21 protein-coding genes are annotated in these 20,133 nt (G+C 71.7%); 11 read left to right on the top strand and 10 right to left on the bottom strand.

Annotation, left to right across the window (positions count from 1 at the left end):
* Window positions 1–11: 11 nt before the first annotated feature.
* Window positions 12–1,196 carry an ROK family transcriptional regulator gene (locus DFJ67_RS36095; RefSeq protein WP_116073292.1) on the bottom strand — a complete coding sequence of 395 codons (1,185 nt, stop codon included), beginning with the start codon at window positions 1,194–1,196 and terminating at the stop codon, window positions 12–14.
* 254 nt (window positions 1,197–1,450) lie between these two features.
* Between DFJ67_RS36095 and DFJ67_RS36090 the strand changes: the two genes are divergently transcribed.
* Window positions 1,451–2,107 carry an FMN-binding negative transcriptional regulator gene (locus DFJ67_RS36090; RefSeq protein WP_116073290.1) on the top strand — a complete coding sequence of 219 codons (657 nt, stop codon included), beginning with the start codon at window positions 1,451–1,453 and terminating at the stop codon, window positions 2,105–2,107.
* 13 nt (window positions 2,108–2,120) lie between these two features.
* Here DFJ67_RS36090 and DFJ67_RS36085 read toward each other — a convergent pair whose 3' ends face one another.
* Window positions 2,121–2,621, bottom strand: a complete 501-nt coding sequence (locus DFJ67_RS36085; RefSeq protein WP_170216138.1) for a hemerythrin domain-containing protein — start codon at window positions 2,619–2,621, stop codon at window positions 2,121–2,123.
* Window positions 2,622–2,772: 151 nt separating this feature from the next.
* Here DFJ67_RS36085 and DFJ67_RS43475 point away from each other — a divergent pair, with 151 nt between their 5' ends.
* Both DFJ67_RS43475 and DFJ67_RS36075 read left to right on the top strand, forming a co-directional pair.
* Window positions 2,773–3,441, top strand: coding sequence for a DivIVA domain-containing protein (locus tag DFJ67_RS43475; RefSeq protein ID WP_116073288.1), 669 nt, complete (start codon window positions 2,773–2,775; stop codon window positions 3,439–3,441).
* Between the two features lie 126 nt (window positions 3,442–3,567).
* The gene (locus DFJ67_RS36075; protein ID WP_116077055.1) at window positions 3,568–5,685 is read left to right on the top strand and encodes an alpha-L-fucosidase; all 2,118 of its coding nucleotides are present in this window, start codon (window positions 3,568–3,570) and stop codon (window positions 5,683–5,685) included.
* On the opposite strand, the gene DFJ67_RS36070 is transcribed toward DFJ67_RS36075, so the two are convergent.
* Both DFJ67_RS36070 and DFJ67_RS36065 read right to left on the bottom strand, forming a co-directional pair.
* Window positions 5,675–6,700: a hypothetical protein gene (locus DFJ67_RS36070; RefSeq protein WP_116073286.1), complete on the bottom strand. Its 1,026-nt coding sequence runs from the start codon at window positions 6,698–6,700 to the stop codon at window positions 5,675–5,677. The genes DFJ67_RS36075 and DFJ67_RS36070 overlap by 11 nt on opposite strands.
* Before the next feature lie 47 nt (window positions 6,701–6,747).
* Window positions 6,748–7,326, bottom strand: coding sequence for a TetR/AcrR family transcriptional regulator (locus DFJ67_RS36065; RefSeq protein ID WP_116073284.1), 579 nt, complete (start codon window positions 7,324–7,326; stop codon window positions 6,748–6,750).
* Between the two features lie 110 nt (window positions 7,327–7,436).
* On the opposite strand from DFJ67_RS36065, the gene DFJ67_RS36060 reads away from it, so the two are divergent.
* The 3 genes from DFJ67_RS36060 to DFJ67_RS36050 are packed head-to-tail and all read left to right on the top strand — an operon-like array spanning window position 7,437 to window position 9,950.
* Window positions 7,437–8,024, top strand: coding sequence for a TetR/AcrR family transcriptional regulator (locus tag DFJ67_RS36060; protein WP_116073282.1), 588 nt, complete (start codon window positions 7,437–7,439; stop codon window positions 8,022–8,024).
* Window positions 8,021–9,409, top strand: a complete 1,389-nt coding sequence (locus DFJ67_RS36055; protein WP_116073280.1) for an FAD-dependent monooxygenase — start codon at window positions 8,021–8,023, stop codon at window positions 9,407–9,409. Before DFJ67_RS36060 ends, DFJ67_RS36055 begins: the two co-directional genes overlap by 4 nt.
* Before the next feature lie 10 nt (window positions 9,410–9,419).
* A complete protein-coding gene (locus DFJ67_RS36050) occupies window positions 9,420–9,950 on the top strand; it encodes a GNAT family N-acetyltransferase (protein WP_116077053.1) in 531 nt (176 codons plus the stop codon).
* Here the strand turns inward: DFJ67_RS36050 and DFJ67_RS36045 are convergent.
* Complete coding sequence (locus tag DFJ67_RS36045; protein ID WP_116073278.1) at window positions 9,947–12,553, bottom strand: CHAT domain-containing protein; 2,607 nt, start codon at window positions 12,551–12,553, stop codon at window positions 9,947–9,949. The two genes, DFJ67_RS36050 and DFJ67_RS36045, sit on opposite strands and share 4 nt — an antisense overlap.
* Window positions 12,554–12,666: 113 nt before the next feature.
* On the opposite strand from DFJ67_RS36045, the gene DFJ67_RS36040 reads away from it, so the two are divergent.
* Window positions 12,667–13,554, top strand: a complete 888-nt coding sequence (locus DFJ67_RS36040) for a S8/S53 family peptidase (protein WP_170216137.1) — start codon at window positions 12,667–12,669, stop codon at window positions 13,552–13,554.
* 50 nt (window positions 13,555–13,604) lie between these two features.
* Here DFJ67_RS36040 and DFJ67_RS36035 read toward each other — a convergent pair whose 3' ends face one another.
* Window positions 13,605–13,814: a hypothetical protein gene (locus DFJ67_RS36035; RefSeq protein WP_239097062.1), complete on the bottom strand. Its 210-nt coding sequence runs from the start codon at window positions 13,812–13,814 to the stop codon at window positions 13,605–13,607.
* Between the two features lie 91 nt (window positions 13,815–13,905).
* Here DFJ67_RS36035 and DFJ67_RS36030 point away from each other — a divergent pair, with 91 nt between their 5' ends.
* From DFJ67_RS36030 to DFJ67_RS36020, 3 genes are all read left to right on the top strand, one after another.
* On the top strand, window positions 13,906–14,394 hold the full coding sequence (locus DFJ67_RS36030; protein ID WP_239097063.1) for a RidA family protein: 489 nt from the start codon (window positions 13,906–13,908) through the stop codon (window positions 14,392–14,394).
* Between the two features lie 40 nt (window positions 14,395–14,434).
* Window positions 14,435–15,067, top strand: coding sequence for a maleylpyruvate isomerase family mycothiol-dependent enzyme (locus DFJ67_RS36025; protein ID WP_116073274.1), 633 nt, complete (start codon window positions 14,435–14,437; stop codon window positions 15,065–15,067).
* A 119-nt stretch (window positions 15,068–15,186) separates the two neighbouring features.
* Window positions 15,187–16,680 (top strand): dihydrolipoyl dehydrogenase family protein, encoded by a 1,494-nt coding sequence (locus DFJ67_RS36020; protein ID WP_116077050.1) that lies wholly within the window; start codon window positions 15,187–15,189, stop codon window positions 16,678–16,680.
* Here DFJ67_RS36020 and DFJ67_RS36015 read toward each other — a convergent pair.
* Genes DFJ67_RS36015 through crcB (DFJ67_RS36000) form a run of 4 tightly spaced genes read right to left on the bottom strand, consistent with a single transcriptional unit; the run spans window position 16,664 to window position 19,023 of the window.
* A complete protein-coding gene (locus tag DFJ67_RS36015; protein ID WP_116073272.1) occupies window positions 16,664–17,152 on the bottom strand; it encodes an inorganic diphosphatase in 489 nt (162 codons plus the stop codon). The two genes, DFJ67_RS36020 and DFJ67_RS36015, sit on opposite strands and share 17 nt — an antisense overlap.
* 40 nt (window positions 17,153–17,192) lie before the next feature.
* Window positions 17,193–18,269, bottom strand: coding sequence for a DUF190 domain-containing protein (locus DFJ67_RS36010; RefSeq protein WP_116073270.1), 1,077 nt, complete (start codon window positions 18,267–18,269; stop codon window positions 17,193–17,195).
* Window positions 18,266–18,637, bottom strand: a complete 372-nt coding sequence (gene crcB, locus DFJ67_RS36005) for a fluoride efflux transporter CrcB (protein ID WP_239097064.1) — start codon at window positions 18,635–18,637, stop codon at window positions 18,266–18,268. Before crcB (DFJ67_RS36005) ends, DFJ67_RS36010 begins: the two co-directional genes overlap by 4 nt.
* Window positions 18,628–19,023 (bottom strand): fluoride efflux transporter CrcB, encoded by a 396-nt coding sequence (gene crcB, locus DFJ67_RS36000; protein WP_116073268.1) that lies wholly within the window; start codon window positions 19,021–19,023, stop codon window positions 18,628–18,630. The genes crcB (DFJ67_RS36005) and crcB (DFJ67_RS36000) overlap by 10 nt, the downstream gene beginning before the upstream one ends.
* Window positions 19,024–19,150: 127 nt before the next feature.
* Here crcB (DFJ67_RS36000) and DFJ67_RS35995 point away from each other — a divergent pair, with 127 nt between their 5' ends.
* On the top strand, window positions 19,151–20,128 hold the full coding sequence (locus DFJ67_RS35995) for an N-acetylglucosamine kinase (protein ID WP_116073266.1): 978 nt from the start codon (window positions 19,151–19,153) through the stop codon (window positions 20,126–20,128).
* Window positions 20,129–20,133 lie beyond the last annotated feature (5 nt).

Below are 20,133 nucleotides of genomic sequence, written 5' to 3'. Positions count from 1 at the left end.
CCGTTCTGGGATTACCTGTGGTGGTTGGGCAGCGGGAACCTTTCGGCGTCTCGCAGCACCGCCGCCGCGGCGCCCAGGACGACCACGGTGTGTTCGTCCAACGCGCCGACGACGACCGGAGGCAGCACTTCCCCGGCGTGGATCGCACGCCGGGCCATCGATTCGCGCAACGGGGCCAGGAGGATCTCGCCCGCCGGCGCGAGGTTGCCGCCGAGAATGATCAGCTCCGGATCGAGCAGGTTATACATGTTGGCGGCGGCCAGCCCGATGTGCCGGCCGGCGTCGGCGATCACCCGCCGGCAGCCGACGTCGCCCATCTGAGCCATCTTGATCACGTCGGCGATGGACAGCCGGTCGTGGTGACTGCGCCACAGCTTCTGGGTGATCGAGTCGGCGTTGGCGAGGGTGTTGAGGCAGCCGCGACCGCCGCACTGGCAGACCTCACCGTTCTCGTCGATCGTGGTGTGGCCGAGCTCGCCCGCGGTGCCGTTGGCGCCCACGTAGAGGGAGCCGCCGAGGATGAACCCGACCCCGATGCCCGACGCGGTGTAGACGTAGGCGATGTCCCGCATGCCGCGCGCGACACCCCAGGTGGTCTCCGCGAGCGCCGCGAAGTTGGCGTCGTTGCCGACCACGAGCGGCAGTCGCAGGGCGTGGGAGGCGGTCGCGTAGGGGTTGACGTTGACCCACGGCTTGAGCGTCGTCGCCCGGCCGTTGACGCCGGTGTTGCGCTGGATCGGCCCCGGCATCGCGACGCCGACGCCGAGCACCCGGTCTTTGCCGAGCCCGAGCCGGTCGAGCATGTGCCCGACCAGGGTGCCCGCGGTCTTGAGGGTGGCCTCCGGAGGGGTGTGGTCGTCCATCGGCACCGCGTCGTGCAGCAGCAGTTGCTGGGCGGTGTCACAGACGGCCGCCCGGATGGCCCCGTTGGCGATCTCGATGCCCACCGCCACGCCGAGATCGCCCTTGAGCCCGACGAGCGTGGGTGGCCGCCCGGTGCCCGCCCGCCGATCGGCGTCGGACACCTCCATGATCGTGCCGTCGTCGAGCAGCTCCTCGATGACGCTCTTGACGGTGGAGCGCGACAGGCCGATCTCGGCCAGCGCGCGCCGGCTCAGCGCCCCGCGTTCCCGCAGCGCGCGGACCACCCGGCCACGGTTGGCCGAGCGCTGCGCGGACGGAACGGGAGACGACATCACACCTTCTTCCGCTGAGGTGGCACCGAGTATCGGGGCGTTTGCCGATAGCAGTCAATACTGCGGCACACTTAGCGCGAATTTGCCGCGCTATTAAGGCTGGTCTATTCAAAAAGCCGCCCGATTCGCCGGCAAGGTGCGCTATTCGAGCCCGCTCACGCTCGGCGCTTTCGCCCGCGCCACCGGGATTGTGGCTGATCCAGTCAAAACAAACCGCTAGAGAGCGTGATCCCGTACGTGCTATTGACTGCTACATGTTCATCCACCCGTGGGACGCCGCCCTCGACCCGGCCGAATGGCAAGCCTGGCTGGCCGGCACCGACCGCTTCGGGCTGCTCGTGGTCAACAACCTCGACCCGGCCGAGGCGCCGCTGGCGCTGCCGCTCCACTTCACCGTCGCGGGCGACGAGTTGCTGATCCACCTGGCCCGCCCCAACCCGGTGTGGCCCCACCTGGCGGCGGCGGAGCGGGTGCGCCTGGCTGTCGTGGGCGACTACGCCTTCGTGCCCGGCTACTGGCGGGCCAAGGCGGGCGTACCCGCGGAGGAGGGCGTGCCGACGAGCTACTACAGCTCGGTGCAGTTCGTCTGCCGGCCGACGGTGATCGACGACCCGGCGGGCAAGGCCGAGATCCTCGCCGCCCAGTTGGCCGATCTCCAACCGGAGGGCGGCCACGCGCCGGCGACGCCTGAGGCCGCGCCCTACGGTCCGATGCTGCCGGGCATCCGCGGGGTGCGACTCGCGGTGCTGGAGGCGCAGGCGAAGTTCAAATACGACGACCAGAAGCCGGTCGAACACCGGGAACGCGTGATCGCCAACCTCGAGCAGCGCGGCGCCGGCCTCGACCACGGCGCCGCCCAGCAACAGCGCCGCCGCCTGGACACCCTCGGCGAGTGGCGGTCCGGGACCTAGTCCACGATGGACCTCAGCGGCGGCCGGGCCAGCGCGTCCAGGTGGCCAGCACCGGTTTGAGTTCGGCTTCCTCGAACGCCAGGTGTTCGAGTAGGTGGTCTGACAGCGCCCGCAACGCCTCGACCAGCTTGCGCCTCGGCGCCATATCGTTGCCGCCGAGTTGGCGTGCGGCGCCCTCGACCTGGTCTAGCAGGTCGGCTACCAGGCGGTGGTCGGCCTTGAGCTTCGCCACCGTCCCGCGCAGGTGGGGCGCCGCCCGCACGACCGCCGGGAACAGGCCCTCGTCCTCGTTGTGGTGGTGGCCGTGCACCGTTTGGCAGTAGCTCAGGCAGTTGACCCGCAACTGGAACAGCGGCCCGTTGGACTTCAGCTTGGTCAGGCCCGACCGCACGTCGCGGGCCGGTGCGCCGCCGGCCGCGGCGTCGGCCAGCTTCCGGACCGTCGCGAGGTCGCGCCGGAGCATGGCGTGCACGGACTTCAGCTCGTCGAAGAGGGGGTTACGCCCGGGTTTCATCAGCCACGCGTGTTTCGTCGTCGGTCGTCCCGGCGTCCATCCGCGCCTGGCTCGGGTCCAAGCATGACCGAGACGCGGCGTCGGGGTCGGAGAGGTCCGACACACCCAAGTGGGCTTGCTACTGTCAGCCGCACTGACCCAAGGAGCCTCGATGCCGCTCACCCCCGCCGACGTCCACAACATGGCCTTCAAGAAGACCTCGATCGGCAAACGGGGTTACGACGAGGAAGAAGTCGACGCCTTCCTGGACGACCTCGAGCAGGCCCTGGTCGGGCTGATCGAGGAGAACCACCAGCTCCGTGGCCGGGTCGCGCGCGGCGGTCCCGCCGCCGACCAGCGGCCGTCCGCCGACCCGCGGATGTCTGCCGAGCTGGACATGCTCTCCGCGCAGCTCGACCGCGTCCGGCACGACAAGGCGATGGCCGAGCAGGCCGCCCACGAGATGCGGGGTCAGCTCGAGCAGTCGCGCACCCGCAACGGCGCCATGGCGGCCGACGACCAGGTGTCGCGGGTGCTGACGATGGCCGAGCGCACCGCCGACCAGCACCTCGGCGATGCCCGCCGCGAGGCCAACGCCCTGCTGGCCGACGCCCGCTCGACCGCGCAGCGGATCACCGAGGAGGCGCTGGCCAGCTCCGAAGCGCTCGAACGCGACGCTCGCAAGCGACACCAGGAAGCGATCGCCGACATCGCCGCCAGCCGCGACGCGCTGCTTCAGGAGATCAGCGATCTCGACTCGTTGGAGCGCCAATACCGGGCCGCGCTCGGGACGCACGTGGTGAGCCAGCTCCAGCAGCTGGAGGGGCGCGCGAAGGATTAGGTCCCATCTCTGGGCCGCATCCGCCACGGTGGATTCGGACCAAACGGACCAGCCATTGACAGAACATCCGACCTCTCGCGAAAATCGAGCGACTTAGATCCCTCGGTGTACGCGGAGGAGAGCGCCATGCGGTCAACGCTCCGGATCGGTCTGTCGTTGCTCCTCGCGCTGGCGGCGACGGCCGTCATCCCGGCGGGGCCGGTCGCCGCCGCGCAGGGGGACAACTACGCGGTCGACGACGCGCTGAGCGGGTCGCGCACCCGCTGGTTCGACGAGGCGCGGTTCGGCATGTTCATCCACTTCGGCACCTACTCCGCGTGGCGCGGCCAATACGGCACCTGCCGCGGCGCCGAGTGGATCAAGCGGGAGTGCAACATCCCGTGGAGCGAATACGAGGCCAAGGCCGCCACCTTCAACCCCGCCTCGTTCGACGCCAACGCGATCGTGCAGCTCGCCAAGCAGGCCGGCCAGAAATACATCGTCATCACGGCCAAGCACCACGACGGCTTTGCCATGTGGCCGACCAAGGTCAACCGGTGGAACCTGCGCGACCAGTCGGGCTTCTCCCGCGACCTCCTGCGCGAGCTCAAGGACGCCGCGACCGCCAACGGCATCAAACTCGGCTTCTACTACTCGATCTGGGACTGGCACGAGCCCGATTTCACGGCCAACTTCCCGGCCTACGTCACCAAGATGAAGGCGCAGCTCCAGGAATTGGTGACCAACTACGATCCCGCGCTGCTGTGGTTCGACGGCGAATGGACCGAGACCAACCCCACCAACCCGTGGTCGGAGCAGAACGGCGAAGACCTGGAGCGCTACGTCCGCAGCATCTCGCCGCAGATCGTGACCAACAACCGGATCGGCAAGCGTCGCCCCGTCGACGGCGACTACGGCACCCCTGAGCAGGCCCTCGCCGGGTCACCGCCGTCGGCGCAACTTCAGGAGACGTGCCTGACCATCAACAACACCTGGGGGTACGCGGCCTGGGACACCAGTTTCAAGTCGCCGACCGAACTGGTGCGCGACCTGGCCCAGTTGACCAGCAACGGCGCCAACCTCCTGCTCAACATCGGCCCCACCGACACCGGAGCGGTCACGGCCGGGCAGTCCGGCGCGCTGAACGGCATGGGCACCTGGATGACCGCCAACGGCACCGCCATCTCCGGCGCGGGCTACACGGGACTGGTCAGCCAGCCCGCCTGGGGCCGGGTCACCCGCAAGGGCAACAAGCTCTATCTGGTCGTCAACAACTGGGCCAGCACCCTGCACCTCAGCCGGCTGTCGCCCTTCATGGTCACCGGCGCCCGGGTGCTCGGCAGCGCGTCAGCGGTGACGGTGCGCGCCGCTGGCGACGGCTACGACTTCCTGCCCAGCGGTGGCGCCACCAACGCGATCGCCACCGTCATCGAGGCCGACATCACCCCGCCCGCACCGGCCACGGTCGGCACCGGTTCAGGGCTCAAGGCCGAGTTCTGGAACAACACCACCTTCACGGGTACGCCTGCCGTCACCCGCACGGACCCGACCGTCAACTACGCCTGGAAGTTCAGCGGCTCGCCGGCCCCGTCGATCGGCACCGACAACTTCGCCAGCCGCTGGACCGGCTCCATCGAGCCGCGCTACTCCGAGCGCTACACGTTCACCACCGTCTCCGATGACACGGTCCGGCTGTGGATCGACGGGCAACTCGTCATCGACCACGCGACGCCACACGGTCCGGCCGTCGACCAGGGCAGCGTGACCCTGACGGCCGGCCGCCACGACATCCGGCTCGAACAGACCGAGCAGGGCGGCGAGGCCTATCTGAAGCTCATCTGGAGCAGCCCCAACACGCCCGTCCAGATCGTGCCCCGCACGCAGCTCTATCCGTCGGGCGGCTCGGCGGTGCGGTTGAACGACAGCGTGGCCACCTACAGCAGCGGCTGGTCGGTCAGCAGCGGCCGCGGCCTCGGTGACTACAACGACGACGTGCACTACACGACCACCAACGGTGGCTCGTTCAGCTACACGTTCACCGGGACGGGCATCGACTATTTGTCGGAGCGCTATTCCGACCAGGGCCTGGTCGACGTCTACGTCGACAACGTCCTGCGGGCCACAGTGGACACCACCAGCGCCACCCGCCAGACCCAACAGGTCATCTACTCGGTCCGCGGCCTGTCCTCGGGTTCGCACACGCTGCGCGGCGTCAAGCGATCGGGCACCTACCTGCTCGTCGACCGCTTCGACGTCATCCCGTAGCGGCGGTGGCGGCGTCCATGTGGATGTCGAACGCATGGCGCGGCTGGTGGCGCCGGCCGGCGACGGCGTAGGCGGTCAGGCCCAGGATCGCCCAGGCGACGAGCACGACGATGGGTTGGGTGATGGCGGCCCCGTCGAAGAAGGAGACGTTGCGCAGCAGGGTGCCGGTCGCGCCGGGCGGCAGGAGCTGGCCGAGCGCGCCCCAGGGGTGCGGGAGCATCTCCGGCGCGCTGGCCAGCCCCGACAACGGGTTGCCGAGCAGGATCAGCACCACCGCCGCGATGCCGATGCCCCGGCCGCGCAGCAGCCGTTCGAAGCCCAGCACGAAGTAGCAGGTGCCGGCGATCCCGAGCATGGCGGCGGCCGACGTGGCCCAGTAGTTGGTGTCGAAGGTGCCGATGGCGAAGAGCGCGCCGGTGAGCGCGAAGCCACCGCCGATGGAGAACACGGCGGCCGCGATCAGCCGGTGCCACGCGCCCACGATCAGGGCGATGATGCCCATCGCGGCGAGCCAGCCGCCCAGGGCGATCGGCAGCGCGCCGGCCGTGAGCCCCATTCCCTTGGGATCGTCACTGGTGAGCGGCCGGATGTCGTGCACCGTCACCGGCAGGTTCAGGGTCGAGCCGAGTTGTTGCGCCAGCGGCACGAGGGCGGTGGCGACCGTCGCGCTGGCGGCTGACGCGGTGTCCAGGGTCAGGCCGTCGGTGTCGACGATCAACGCGCCGTACACGTCGCGGTTGAGAATCTCCTGCTGTGCCGCCTGTTCCGAGGCGACCATGCTGACGTCGAAGGCCCCGGCATCCGCCTTCGCGAGCGTCGCGGTCACCTGGGTCGGCGCCAACCCGTCGCCGGAGACGGCGATGGGCAGGTCCTTGACGGCCGTGTTGACGCCTGGGAGGGCGAAGGCCGACAGCAAGATCACCATGAGGACCAGCAGGCCGCCGACGGTCACCGCGATCTTCCTGGCCGTGCTGTGCTGGGTGGGGGCCGGGCCCCCCGCGGCGAACAACGCCATGTGCTCACTACCTTCCGCCTAGATACGCAGAGTATCTTAGGGGGAGGTCAGTGTGCCCGGCTGCGGGCAGTGAGCAAGGGCACCGCGATCTCGTCGACGATGATGTCGAGCTTCGCGTCGGTCAGCGCACCGACGATGAGCACCTCGTGCCGCACCAGATCCAGGGCCGGCGCGGCGATGCCGAGCGGCAACGGGGCGTCGCCGAGTTCGCCGCGCCGCCGGGCCCGGTCGAGCAGCGGTCCGAGGATGTCGGCTCCGCGGGCGAACAGCAGTTCGCGGACGGCCTCGCCCGCGGACGGGTCGAGCTCGGCCAGCAGGCTCAGCAGCGTCTGCCGGCCGGCACGCTCCATCATGGACTGTGCGTTGCGCAGGAAGGCCTTGAGGTCACCGGACAGGCTTCCGGTGTCGCGCGGGACCGTCAGGCCGGGCCGGGCCTCGAGAAAGGCGTCCAGGACCATGCGGGCCTTGCTGGGCCAGCGCCGGTAGAGGACGGGTTTGCTGGTTCCCGCCCGGGTCGCGACCCCCTCGTAGGTGGTGCCGGCGTAGCCGTGCTCGGCGACCTCCGCGAGGACCGCCTCGTGGATTGCGCTGACAAGTTCCTTGCCGTGCCTGCGGGTCGCCGTCATGCCCACCTCTAGGGAACGTCGCGTTTCTTCGATCTCCAGCTTAGTGCCACCAGAATATTGCCGGCCACTGAAATATTGCAGTGCTCTGCAATTTCTGCCACGCTGGGGACATGACCGAGCAGGGACTGCGGGAGCGCAAGAAGCAGGCGACCCGGGCCGCACTCATCGAAGCCGCCCGCCGGCTCGGCGCCGAGCTGGGCCCCGACAACGTGCGGATGGAAGACATCGCCGCGGCGGCCGGCGTCTCCGCGCGGACGGTCAGCAACTACTTCGCGTCGAAGGCGGAGATCATCCTCGCGGTCGGCGCCGGCCGGGCGGCCCAGTTCGCGGCGGCCCTGCTGGCCCGGCCGCCCGCGGAGCCCATCTGGGCGGCCCTGCGCGAGGTGTCGATCGCCCAGTTCGCGGGCGCCACCGACATCACCCGCGCGAACGTGGCCGCCTCGGCCGCGGCTCCCGACCTGCACCGTGCCGTCGAGCCGGTGGTGGCGGCCGCGATCGCGCAGCGGACCGGCACCGATCCGGAACGCGACCTCTATCCGCGGCTGGTCGCCGGCGCGCTGATCGCCGCGACCCGCGTGGCCGTCGGCTTCTGGCTCACCAGCGACGATCCTGCGCCCAGCCTGGCCGACCTGGTCGGCGCTGCCGTCCAGCAGGTGGCAGCGGGCCTACCCGACCCTCGAGGGGGAGATGTGCGATGACCAACGACGTGGTGATCGTCGGGGCCGGGCCCACCGGCCTGGTGCTGGCCAGCGAGCTCGCCCTGGCCGGCGTACACCCGATTGTTCTGGAACGCCTGCCCGAACCCACCGGCCTGTCGAAGGCCCTCGCGCTGGTCGGGCGTTCGGTCGACCTGCTCGAACGGCGCGGCCTCCTGGAGCGGTTCCCGGCCGTGGGCCCTCCGGTCTTCGCCCACTTCTCCATGCTGCCGCTCGACCTCGCGGTCGTCGGCGACCTCGGCGTACGCGGGATCTTCCTGCCCCAGGCGCAGACCGAGGAGATCCTGCTGGCCCGGGCTCTCGAACTCGGCGTGGAGATTCGCCGCGGCCAGGCAGTTGACGGCCTGGAGCAGGACCCGGACGGCGTGACGCTCACCGTGCACGGTCAGCCCGTGCGGGCCAGATACGTGGTCGGCTGCGATGGCGGGTCCAGCACGGTGCGCAAGCTGGCTGGCATCGGCTTCCCGGGCATCGCACCCGCACGCCTGCTGCGCCTGGCCGACTTCACCGTGCCGGCGGGCGTGGCCGGCGAGGGCCACCTCGACCTGCCAACGGGCGAGCGGCTGCCCTACTTCATCAGCGGCGTCGTCCCGCTGCGCGACGGATACTTCCGGGTGATCACCAACGAGCCCTATCCGGCCGGCTTCGATCGCGACGCGCCGATGACCGTGGAAGAGCTACAGGGCAGCGTCCAGCGGGCGACCGGCGTGCGACTGCCGATCACCGGCACCCGCTGGATGTCGCGGTTCACCGACGCGACCCGGCAGGCCGACCGTTATCGCGCGGGCCGGGTGCTGCTCGCCGGCGACGCGGCACACATCCACCTGCCGGCCGGCGGGCCCGGGCTCAACACCGGCCTGTTGGACGCCTTCAACCTCGGTTGGAAGCTGGCCGCCGAGCTACACGGCTGGGCGCCGGAGGGCCTGCTGGACAGCTATCACACCGAGCGGCACGCCGAGGGTGCCCGGGTGCTGCTGCACACCCGGGCCCAGGGCGCCCTCGCGCTGCCGGACGAGCGGGTCGCCTCGCTCCGCACGGTTTTCGCTGAGTTGCTCCAGGACGCCGCGACGACCCGCCGCCTCGCCGGACTGCTCTACTCCCTGGACACCCGCTACGACATGGGCGGTGGCCAGACGCACCCGCTGGTCGGTCGCTGGTCACCGGAGATCGATGCGACACACACCGCCAAGCCGATGCTCTTTGGGGCCAAGTGTCCGGGCTGGGAAGACCGCGTGGTCACCGTCCCGACGGGCGACCCAGAAGCAATGCTGATCCGCCCGGACGGGTACGTCGCGTGGGCGGGCTCACCCGATGACGGCGCCTTGGAGCCCGCTCTGCGGCGGTGGTTCGGCCGGCCGTCGGCCTAGAGTGGGACGGGTGGCGAGTGAGTTGAAGACCGAACGCCTGACCCTGCGACCGTGGCGGGTCGACGACGCCGATTCCGCGCTGCCCGTCTATGGCGCGTCGAATGTCGCCCGGTGGCTGAGCCCGGCCATGGACACCGTCGCCGATGCCGACGCGATGCGGCTGGTCCTCCAGCAGTGGATCGGCGAGGACGCGCGGTTGACCTCGCCCGCCGGTCGGTGGGCGATCGAGCAGACCGACGATCATCGCCTGGTCGGCGGGGCCGTGCTGCTGCCGCTGCCGCCCCGCGGCGAAGACCTCGAGATGGGTTGGCAGTTGCACCCCGACGTCTGGGGCCGGGGGTACGCCGTCGAAGCGGGACGTGCGGTCGCCCGCTGGGCGTTCGACGAGGGATACGACGAGATCCTCGCGGTCGCCCGGCCGGCGAACAGCCGTGCGCAGGCGACCGCCCGCCGCATAGGCATGGAGTGGGTCGGCGAAACCGAGAAGTATTACGACCTGCGCCTCCAGGTCTTCCGGTTGCGGCCGGCCGACCTGGCCTAACCCGCGCCGTAGCAGACGAAGCCGACCGCGGCCGGGTCGCCCGGGACGAGTTCCTGCTGCGCGCGCGCCAGGGCCTCGGCCGGTCTGGCGCCGGCCCGCAGGTGGCGGTGCATCCGCAGCATCAACGGCCGGGTCGCCTCGTCGGGGACCGGCACGACGGCCGCGACCAGCGACGTGGCGCCCATCCCGAGCAGCGCCGCCGCCAGGCCGAGCAGCTCGTCGCCGGGCCGGATCGCCTGTAGGCCCGAGTCGCAGGCGGACAGCACGACGTGCCGCGGTGGGCGGCGCAGCCGCTCCAGGTCGTACACCGTCAATGGTCCGTCGATCAGGCGCAGTGCCGAGAACAGCGGGTTGTCGGCGCGGAACGACCCATGTGCGGCCAGGTGCGCCAGCCCGGCACCGTCGAGCGCCCCGAGCACCGACTCCACATCGGAGGACTGCCGGGTGAACCGCCGCGCGCCCGGTGTGGCCCGCGCGAGGGCGGTCACCTCGGCCGTCGCGTGCGGCAGGCCCGGACCGGCCACGAACACCGCCGGCCCCGCTGTCGCGGCGGGCGCAGCGGTCGCCGCGCGGTGCCAGAGGGTGGCCGACGGCGCGACGCAGACCGGGCGACCGGTCAACGACGGCAGGGCCGGCCACGGCAGGGCGTGCAGCGTGCCGGTGGGCACGATGACCAGCGGGCCGTCGAGCCGCAACGGATGCAACAGCAGCGCGTCGAGCTGCTTGGCCTTGTGCTCGACGAGGGTGGCGGCGGCCGCGGCGGTCCGGCTGGAGTGCGCGAGGCGGCGCAGCCCGTGCCGCAGCGCCGCGAGATGGTTTTCGGCCTCGGCGACCGCGCCCAGCCGGTGCAGCGTCACCCGGCCGCCGGTGACCACGGCCGCGTGCAGGACGCCGTCGAGGGCCAGGTATTCCACCAGCGTCGCCGGGCCCAGGGCCGCGCGCAGGGCCGACAGCCGGACCGGCTCGTGGGTGCCGATCCAGGTCGTGCCGCCGGCCCGCCGGGCCCGCCGCCGCACCGAATCCTCCAACGTGGCCTGGCGGCGGAGCAGCGGCGCGGGGTCGTCGCCGCCGGCCACGGCGGCCGCGTGGTCGGCCACCGCCTGCCGCAGTTCGGCCAGGTCGCGGGCGAAGGCGTCGTCGTCGGACGGGCGGGCCGGGGGGAGCACGGCCGCGCGGGCGCGGGAGCGTTCGGTCCAGCCGAGCACCGCCCTGGCGTCGCCGCGCGCGAAAGCGAGCCGGACGCCCAGGTCTGCCAACTCCCCGCCGTGCCCGGAGGCGTGCACGCGCAACTCGGTCGCCCCGAGGTTGGCCCGGAACTCGTCGAGCGCCCGCAGCCCCGCGCGCAACGAGCGTTCGGCGCCGGCCGGGTCGCCCTCGGCCAGGTGCAGCAACGCCTGCGCGTGGTGGACGCGGGCGCGCAACTCGGCGGTGCGGTGCCGGCCGGCCACGCCCGCGGTGAGGCCGCGCACGGCTGCCAACTCGCGCCGCGCGACCGCCGGCCGGCCCTGGTCGAGGGCGGCCCGCGCGACCACCAGGCGCGCGTCGACGGCCTCGACCAGCCAGCCGGCGGCGACGAGCGCCACCGCCACCCGGCGGCCCGCCCGGATGTCCGGAGTGGCCGGTGCGGCCCGGAACGCCAGGTAGCCGGCCAGGGCGGCCCAGGCCGGGCGTTGCTGCCGCTGGGCGGCGCGCTTCGCCAGCAGCGCCTCGGCCACCGCGGTGTGCCGGTCGCCGGACAGCAGCGCCGCCCGGGCCAGCACGACGCGGGCCTGCACCAGGTCGATCGCGTTGCGCTGGGCGGCATAGTGGACGACGGCGTCTTCGGCGGCGCGGCGGGCCTCCGACACCAGCAGCACCGACAGCAGCACCTCGGCCCGGTCGGCGGGAAGCTGGTTGGGGTCGCGGCCGGAGCGGCGGTAACGGTCGGCCGCCTCGTCGAACGCCGCGAGCGCCGCCGGCACGTCACCGCGGGCCGCCGCGGCGAGCCCGCGGTTGTGGTAGATCGGAGCGGTCTTGCCGAGATGGCCGGCCGCGTCGTAGGCCGCCTCCGCCCGGGCGAGATCGTCTTCCGCGCCCGGCCAGTCGCGCAGCCGGATCCGGGCGGTGCTGCGGTTGTTGCGGATGTCGCCCTCCAGCACCGCGTCGCCGCCGGCCCGCGCGAGGGCGGCGAGCGCCGCGCCGTAGCCGTCAGCGGCGGCGGCGAACCGGCCCGCCTCGGTGTGCACGAGGGCCCGTTGCATCAGCAGCCGGGCGTGCGGCACGCCGTGCAGGGCCGGCTCGGCCAGGTCGATCTCGCGCAGTGCCTCGGCGGAGCGGCCGGTCAGGGCCAGGACGTAGGCGATCGAGCCGCGCGCCTCGCCGGCCCGGAAACGCAGGCCGGCCCGGTCGGCGTGGGCGATCGCCGCGCGGAAGTGGGCCTCGGCGGCGTCGAGGTCGCCGGTGGCGGTGCGGGCCATCCCGAGCGCGCGTTCGGCGATGGCGACCGGCTCGGGGTCGTCGCCGGCGTCGGCCACCGCGCGGGCAGCGAGCCGCCGGGCCCGCACCGGCTCGGTGTAGGCCACGTCGACCGCCGCGAGTGCGGCCCGGACTGCCTGATCGGTCATCCGGAACGACCCTTCGGATGGAAACGTGTATCAGCGCGCCGCAGGTCGCATCCGTATGCCGAAATGGTAGCTGGTCCATCCGATCGGCAACGTCACCGAAAAGGAGCATCCGCATGACCCGCAACCCTGGCGCGGCGACCGTGCCCGAGGTGATCGACCGGACCCTGGCGCCGCTCGTCCCGGCCAAGGACTTCAAGGCCATCGTCGGCGTCATCGACGCCGGCGTGATCAGCATCGACGGGCCGCACCCGCGGATCTCGGCCTGCCTCGACCGGGTCTCGTTGATCGACGACAACCTCGACCGCCTGCCCGAGCCCGGCCTGTCGCTGAGCCCGGCCGACGGGCACGGCACGTTCGTCGTGGGCCGCATCCTCCAGGAGACCGATGACGCCCTGGTCATGTCGCGGCGGGGCCTCGACCTCGGCAGCCGCGACGCCGACGCGGTGGTGGCGGACTGGCTGGACTCCTTCACGGTGCTCGACCCGTCGGTGCGCCCGCAGGTCGTCAACCTCTCCTTCTACGGCGACGAGTTCGAGCCGCCGGCCGGCATCGGCCGGGCCCTGCTCGGGTTGCTCGACGCCGCACCAGACGTCGTCGTGGTCACCAGCGCGGGCAACCGGTGGACCGACGTGCCGCCGTGGCCGGCCGCGTTCCACCGTGACCTCGAACGGCATCGGGAGCGGGTGGTGGCGGTCGGTGCCGTCGACACCTCGATCCTGCGGCCCCTCGGCGTGTCCGACCCACCCCGGGCGTCGTTCAGCAACAGCTGGCCCGGCATCCAGCTCTGGGCACCGGGCGTCCGCGTCGTCGGCCCCTACGCGCGCGCCACAGAGGATGGTTTCGAGTTCTGCAGCGCCATCTGGAGCGGCACGTCGTTCGCGGCCGCGACGGTGACCGGCGTCCTGGCCCGCGGCGTCGCGGCGGGTGGAAAAGCACCCGACGTGCTGGCCGACCTGGTCTCCAACGGGCCGGTCGTGCTCGCGTCGGACACGACCTGGTAGTCGTGAGGGCCGGGCCGGGCTCGCCCCGGCCCGGCCTCACCGGGACACCTCTACGCGTAACCCATGGCCGGGATGACGGCGCGCCGTTGCTCGGGCCAGTCGGCGGCGAGATCCTCGGCCTTCACCTCCACATAGCGCCGGCCGGTCAGGTCGGCCGTGCGCTTCCAGGCGAGCCAGCGGTCGTAGACCGGTGTGACCCAGGCGAGCGCGCCGTCGACCGTCGGCGGTGCCCAGGACTGGTCGACGTGCGACGCGACCACCGCGACCGGGTGGCGCTTGATGTGGAGCAGCTAAGTCTCGGCACCAGGGCCCCGCAACGAAATAACTCGGTTGCGCCGTAGCCTGGGAGCCGTGAGCGAACGGATCGAGCGTCGACTGGCCGAACTCGGGTTGCGGCTGCCGGAACCCATGAAGCTGCCGGCCGGTGCGACCCTGCCGTTTCCGTGGGTGCGGGTGCACGGCGACCGGGCCTTCGTTTCCGGGCACGGCCCGCTGCTGCCCGACGGAACCGTGGCCGGCCCGTTCGGCAAGGTCGGCGACCAGGTGACGCCCGAGCAGGCCTACCAGGCCGCCCGGCTGACCGGGTTGGCCGTGCTGGCCAGCCTGCGCACTGCGCTCGGCGATCTCGACCGGGTGACCGCCTGGCTGCGGGTCTTCGGGATGGTCAACGCGGCGCCGGGCTTCACCAACACGCCGATGGTCGTCAACGGCTTCTCCGACCTCATCCTCGAGGTGTGGGGCCCGGATACCGGCAGCCACTCCCGCTCGGCGGTGGGGCTCGCCGAGTTGCCGTTCGGCATACCTGTGGAGATCGAAGCCGAGGTGGCGATCGCCGCGTAGGCTGTGCCGTGCTCTGATCACCTTCACGCGGGGGGACCCAATGGCCGGCGACACCCTCTGGGCGCAGATCCACGCGCAACGCGCCGCCCTCGCCGACGAGCTGGCGACGCTGTCCGATGACCAGTGGGCCCAGCGCTCGCTGTGTGGCGACTGGGTCGTCGAAGACGTGGTCGCCCACCTGACCGCGGGTGCGAGCACCACCAGGTTTCGTTGGCTGACCAGCATCGTGGGCGCGCGGTTCGACGCCGACCTGCACAACCAGCGCCGGCTGGCCGAGCACCGGGGTGCGAAGCCCGCCGAAACGCTCGACCGGTTCCGCGACATCATCACCAGCACCACCGCCCCGACCGGGGACACCGCGGCCTGGCTCGGTGAGGTGGTCGTGCACGGCCAGGACATCCGCTACCCGCTCGGCCTGCCCTACACCCCTCCGGTCGACGCGGTCACCGAGGTCGCCCGCTTCTTCGCCAGCCGCAACTTCACCGTGGCGGGGCGTACCAAATCGAAGGGGTTGCGGTTGGAAGCGACCGACGGACCCTTCGCCACCGGTGAGGGCCCGCTGGTGAGCGGCACGACGCTCGCGCTCACGATGGCGCTGGCCGGGCGGAGCGTCTATGGCGCCGAGCTGACCGGCCCCGGCGCGCCGACCCTGCGCGCGCGGTGCGAGCCCTGACCGAGGCGGACACCGGCGTGGCCGGCTGGCCACCGGCGGATGCGCCGCACGGCCGCCACGACGCAGGCTAGCTCCATGGACCGCACCCCGGGCGGGTGCGAAACCGGGAGGAGGCCGCCGTGTCCGCGCATGAGGGTCAGGAACGGGACCATTGGGACGTTGTCGTGGTCGGCGGCGGACAGGCCGGCGAGACGGCCGCGCAGTATGCCAGCCAGTTCTCCGGGCTCTCGACCGTGTTGGTCGAGGAGGACCTCATCGGCGGCGAGTGCGAATACTGGGCCTGCCGGCCGAGCAAGGCCCTCCTGATGCCGGTCGAGGCGCAGAGCGTGGGCCGGGACCTTCCCGGGGTACGCGAGATGATCGCCGACCGGTCACTGGACGTCCCGGCGGTGCTGGCCCGCCGCGACGACATCGCGTTCCACTACGCCGACCCGCAGGAGGTCGCGTGGCTCAAGGCCAACAACATTGATCTCGTACGCGGACGCGGGCGCCTGGCCGGCCCGAAGCAGGTGGCCGTCACCGCCTCCGACGGCATGGTGCGGACGATCACCGCCGAACACGCCGTGGTGTTGGCGACGGGCAGTTCGGCGTTGCTGCCGCCGACCGACGGCCTCGCCGCCGCGTTCCCGTGGACGTCGCGCGACGTGACCGCGGTGCGGGAGGTGCCCCGGCGCCTCGTGGTCGTCGGCGGTGGCCCGGTCGCCTGCGAGGCGGTCACCTGGCTGCACGCGCTGGGCGTCGAGGAAACCACGCTCGTGCACCGCGGCCCGCGACTCCTCACGATGATGGAGCCGTTCGCCAGCGACTTCGCCGCACGGCACCTCACCCTGGCCGGGGTCGATCTGCGGCTCGGCACCAGCGTCACCGGGGTCAGCCGGGAGGACGCGCAGGACCGGGGTGTGGGCCGCATCCACGGCGGACCCGTGACCGTCACCCTCGACGACGGCAGTCAGCTCGAGGCCGACGAACTGGTGGTCGCGGTCGGGCGCCGGGGCGGGACCGACGACATCGGGCTCGAAACCGTCGACATCCCGGCACCGCACGGATATGTCGAGGTCGACGACCAATGTGCCGTTGTCGGCACCGACTGGCTCTACGCCACCGGCGACCTGACCGGCCGCGCCCTGCTGACCCACATGGCCAAATACCAGGCCCGCGTCGCCGGCGAGGCGATCACCGCCCGCGCGCTCGGCAAGCCGTTCAACGGCCTGACGACCGCGGAGTATGACGCCGTGGCGCACGTCGTGTTCCTCGACCCTCCACTGTGTGCGGTGGGGATGACGGAAAGCGTGGCGCGGCAACGCGGCATCGAGGTGGAGACGGCCGAGTATGACATCGCCGGCATCTCCGGCGCCGCGATCTCCCGGGAACACTACGACGGACGGGCGAAACTGGTCGTCGACCCGGCCACCGACACGGTGATCGGTGCGACCTTCGCCGGCACGGCGACGACGGAACTGTTGCACTCGGCGACCGTCGCGATCGTCGGACGGGTGCCGGTCAGCCGGCTCTGGCACGCCGTCGCGAGCTTCCCGACCGTCAGCGAGATCTGGCTGCGCCTGTTGGAGACGCTGCAACAGCAGCGCCGAACGGCTCCTACGCCGCCGGCTTAGGCGCGCGGGCGAACGCGTCCTCGATCGTGGCTTCGGCGTCGGTGCGGTCCTGCCACCCGCGTACCTCGGACTGCTTTCCGGGTTCGAGCTGCTTGTAGACGTCGAAGAAGTGGCCGATCTCGGCCTGGAGGTGGGGCGCCAGATCGCCCAGGTCGGTGATGTGGTCGTAACGCTGGTCGCCGGCAGGCACGCAGAGCACCTTGGCGTCCGGGCCCTTCTCGTCGCGCATCCAGAACACGGCGACGGGCCGGACCCGGATCTGGCAGCCCGGGAAGGTCGGGGCGTCGAGCAGGACCATGGCGTCGAGCGGATCGCCGTCTTCCGCGAGGGTGCCGGGCACGAACCCGTAGTCGGCGGGATAGGCCGTGGCGGTGAACAACGTGCGGTCGAGCCGGATCCGGCCAAGGCTCTGGTCCATCTCATATTTGTTGCGCGATCCGGCCGGGATCTCGACGATCATGTCGAACTCCATCGGGGACCTCCTCCTCTGGTTGAGCGGATGACGGCTGCCGTCACCAACGATGGTCGGCCAGGCGGAGCCCACCGCGCAGGCGGTCGCCGGCGCGGGCGTGGACGGCGGGCACCAACTCGCTGACGACCAGTCCCTGCTCGGCGGTCAGCTCGTCGACGATCGGGAAGATGCCGCTGATGCGGTCGGCGGTGTCGATGACGATGGTGACGGCCGGCACCCGGCGGCCGAGCTGGAAGAACCGGTCGCCGTGCGGGCGGTGGTCGCCGTGGAACCCCCAGATGCCGCGGACGGTCGTGGCGCCGCTGGAGCCGCCGGCGCGCAACCGGCGCACGAGAGCGCGGTGGATGGGCTGACCCTCGTGCTGGCCGGCCTCCGACGTGAAGATGGTCAGCTTCTGCCACAGGCCCAGCCCGCGCGCGTCGGTGGCGGGCAGCGCCTGCGGTTCCTCGATGAGGCGGCCGTCGCGCTTGCAGAGGCGTACCCGCTCCAGGGTCAGCCGTGGTTGGTCGAGCAGCGCGGCGAGGTCGGGCAGGGCGCGACCGATCCGGTCGCCGGAACCCACCGCAATGATCATCATGGGTACGTCGTGGTTGCGCCCGATGAACCGCGCGCGTTCCCGCTGACCGCCGACGGTCCCGTCGACGCCGAGCAGCACGGTCGCGCCCGCGACGCCGTGGCGGTGCAGCAGGTCGCACACCGCGACGAACGCCGGAGCGCCGTGGATCCGCTGCTGGCGTCCGACGTAGACGGTCAGCTTCGTGGCCTCGTGCAGCGCTTCCGGAAGGCGGACGGGCCCGACGTCGCCCTGGAGCAGGCGGGCGCGCTCGAGCGTCACCAGGCCGACCTGCGGCATGCCGGCGACCTGGTCGACGATCGCCTCGATGCGCGGCCGGGTGTCGACGGCGACGGTGACGGCGGGCAGATCCTCCGACAGGGTCAGTGAGTGGTCGCTGCGGAGGTGGTGCTTGAGGCCGAACCCTTCGATGCCGCGCAGCACGATGCTGGTCGCGATGCGGTGCCGGCCGTAGAGGGCCAACAGCTCGTCGGCGACAAATCCCGTGCCGGTGCGGTGCCGTTCCCCGAAATAGCAGGTGAGCTTGAGACAGTCGGCGTTCACAGCAGGTCACCCACCGCTCGACCGGCGGCCGCCGCGGCCACACCGAGGATCAGGCTGACGACCACGTTGAGCACGGCGGGCGTGACCGCGCGTTCCTCGGCAAGGCGTTCCGTCTCGAACATCCAGGTCGAGAACGTGGTGTAGGAGCCGACCGCGGCGGTCCCGGCCAGCAGCGCCTCATGTTTGCCGAGCGCGAGGCCGGTCAGGAAGCCGAGGACGACCGCTCCGGAAATGTTGACCACGAGCGTGCCGTAGGGAAAGTCGCGACCGCGGCGGGCCGCGACCGCGCCGTCGACCAGGAACCTCAGCACCGAGCCGGCCCCGCCGATGAGGAACACTCCGGTCCAGATCAGGATGTTCACGCCCACGCACGCACCCGTCGGGTCAGCGCCGTGGCCGCGTAGACCGCGGCGTATCCACCGGCGACGCTCGCGATGGTGTAGCCGGCCGCGAGGCCCCAGGCGTGCGCGTCGAGCATGAGCAGGATTTCGACCTGCATGGTGGAGAAGGTCGACAGCCCGCCACAGATCCCGGTGCCGAGCAGCGGCCGGCGATAGCTCGACGGCGGCAGCCGCTCCTGCAACCGGGTGACGAACAGGCCGAGCAGGAACGCCGCGACGAGATTGACCGTGAAGGTCGGCCAGGGCCACGCCGTTGCCGCGTGCGGAAAGGCGTAGGTGAGCCCGGCTCGGGCCAGGGTTCCCACGGCGCCGCCGGCGAAGATGGCGAGCAGCTCCCGCCTGTCCAGCCGCATTCCCACAATCCTAACGTGCCTGGCCACGGCATTCCCGCCAGACGTGGTGTCCCCGGTCGCTCATATAGTCGCGGGGCGCGATCATGCACCCACGGCACGCTCAGCACCCGAACCGGAGGTAAGAGACATGTTCCTCGGCGTGGACGGCGGCGGCACCAAGACCGCCTTCTGCCTGCTGCGGTCGGACGGCTCGATCGCGGGGCAGAGCGTGGCCCCCAGCAGCTACTACTTCAGCGAAGGCATCGACCTGGTGACCCGCGTCCTCGAAGAGGGCATCGGGGCCGTCTGCACCACCGCCGGCGTCACCCCGGCCGGCATCGACTTCGCGTTCTTCGGGCTACCGACCTACGGCGAGGTCAGCGGCGACGTCGCGACCCTCGGTGCGGCGCCGCGGGACATCCTCGGCCACGACCGCTACCGGGTCGACAACGACATGGTCTGCGGCTGGTCCGGTTCGCTGGGCGCCGCCGACGGGATCAACGTCATCAGCGGCACCGGATCGATGACGTACGGCGAGCGGGCCGGCCGCGGCCACCGCGTCGGCGGCTGGAGCGAGCTGTTCGGCGACGAGGGCTCGGCCTACTGGATCGCGGCCCGCGGCCTGCAGGCGTTCTCCCGCATGAGCGACGGGCGCGACCCGGCCGGCCCACTCCTCGACGTCTTGCGCGAGCACCTCGAGCTGTCCGCCGACCTGGACCTGATCGACGTGGTGGTCAACCGGTGGCAGGGCGGCCGCGGCCAGATCGCGGCCCTGTGCCCGCAGGTCGTCATCGCCGCCGAGCGGGGCGACGACGCGGCGACCGCGATCCTGCACGACGCCGCCCGGGAACTCGCCCTTCTGGTGGACACGACTCGTAGGCAGCTCGGCTACGGCGCCGACGACCAGGTGTTGGTCTCCTACTCCGGTGGCACGTTCAACGCGGCCCAGGTGCGCGCGGAGTTCCAGGCGCATCTCCACAAGCTGCATGACCGGTATGACCTCCGTCGGCCCCTGTATTCACCTGTCGTCGGCGCGGCGCTGTATGCCGCGAAACAGGCCGGCAGCCCGCTCGACGCCGACGCGCTCGAGCGGCTCCGAACTACCCCTACCGCCACCGCCGCCTAGACAGC

The organism is Asanoa ferruginea, assembly GCF_003387075.1.
Classification (GTDB): domain Bacteria; phylum Actinomycetota; class Actinomycetes; order Mycobacteriales; family Micromonosporaceae; genus Asanoa; species Asanoa ferruginea.
This window is presented reverse-complemented; position numbering and strand designations above follow the sequence as displayed.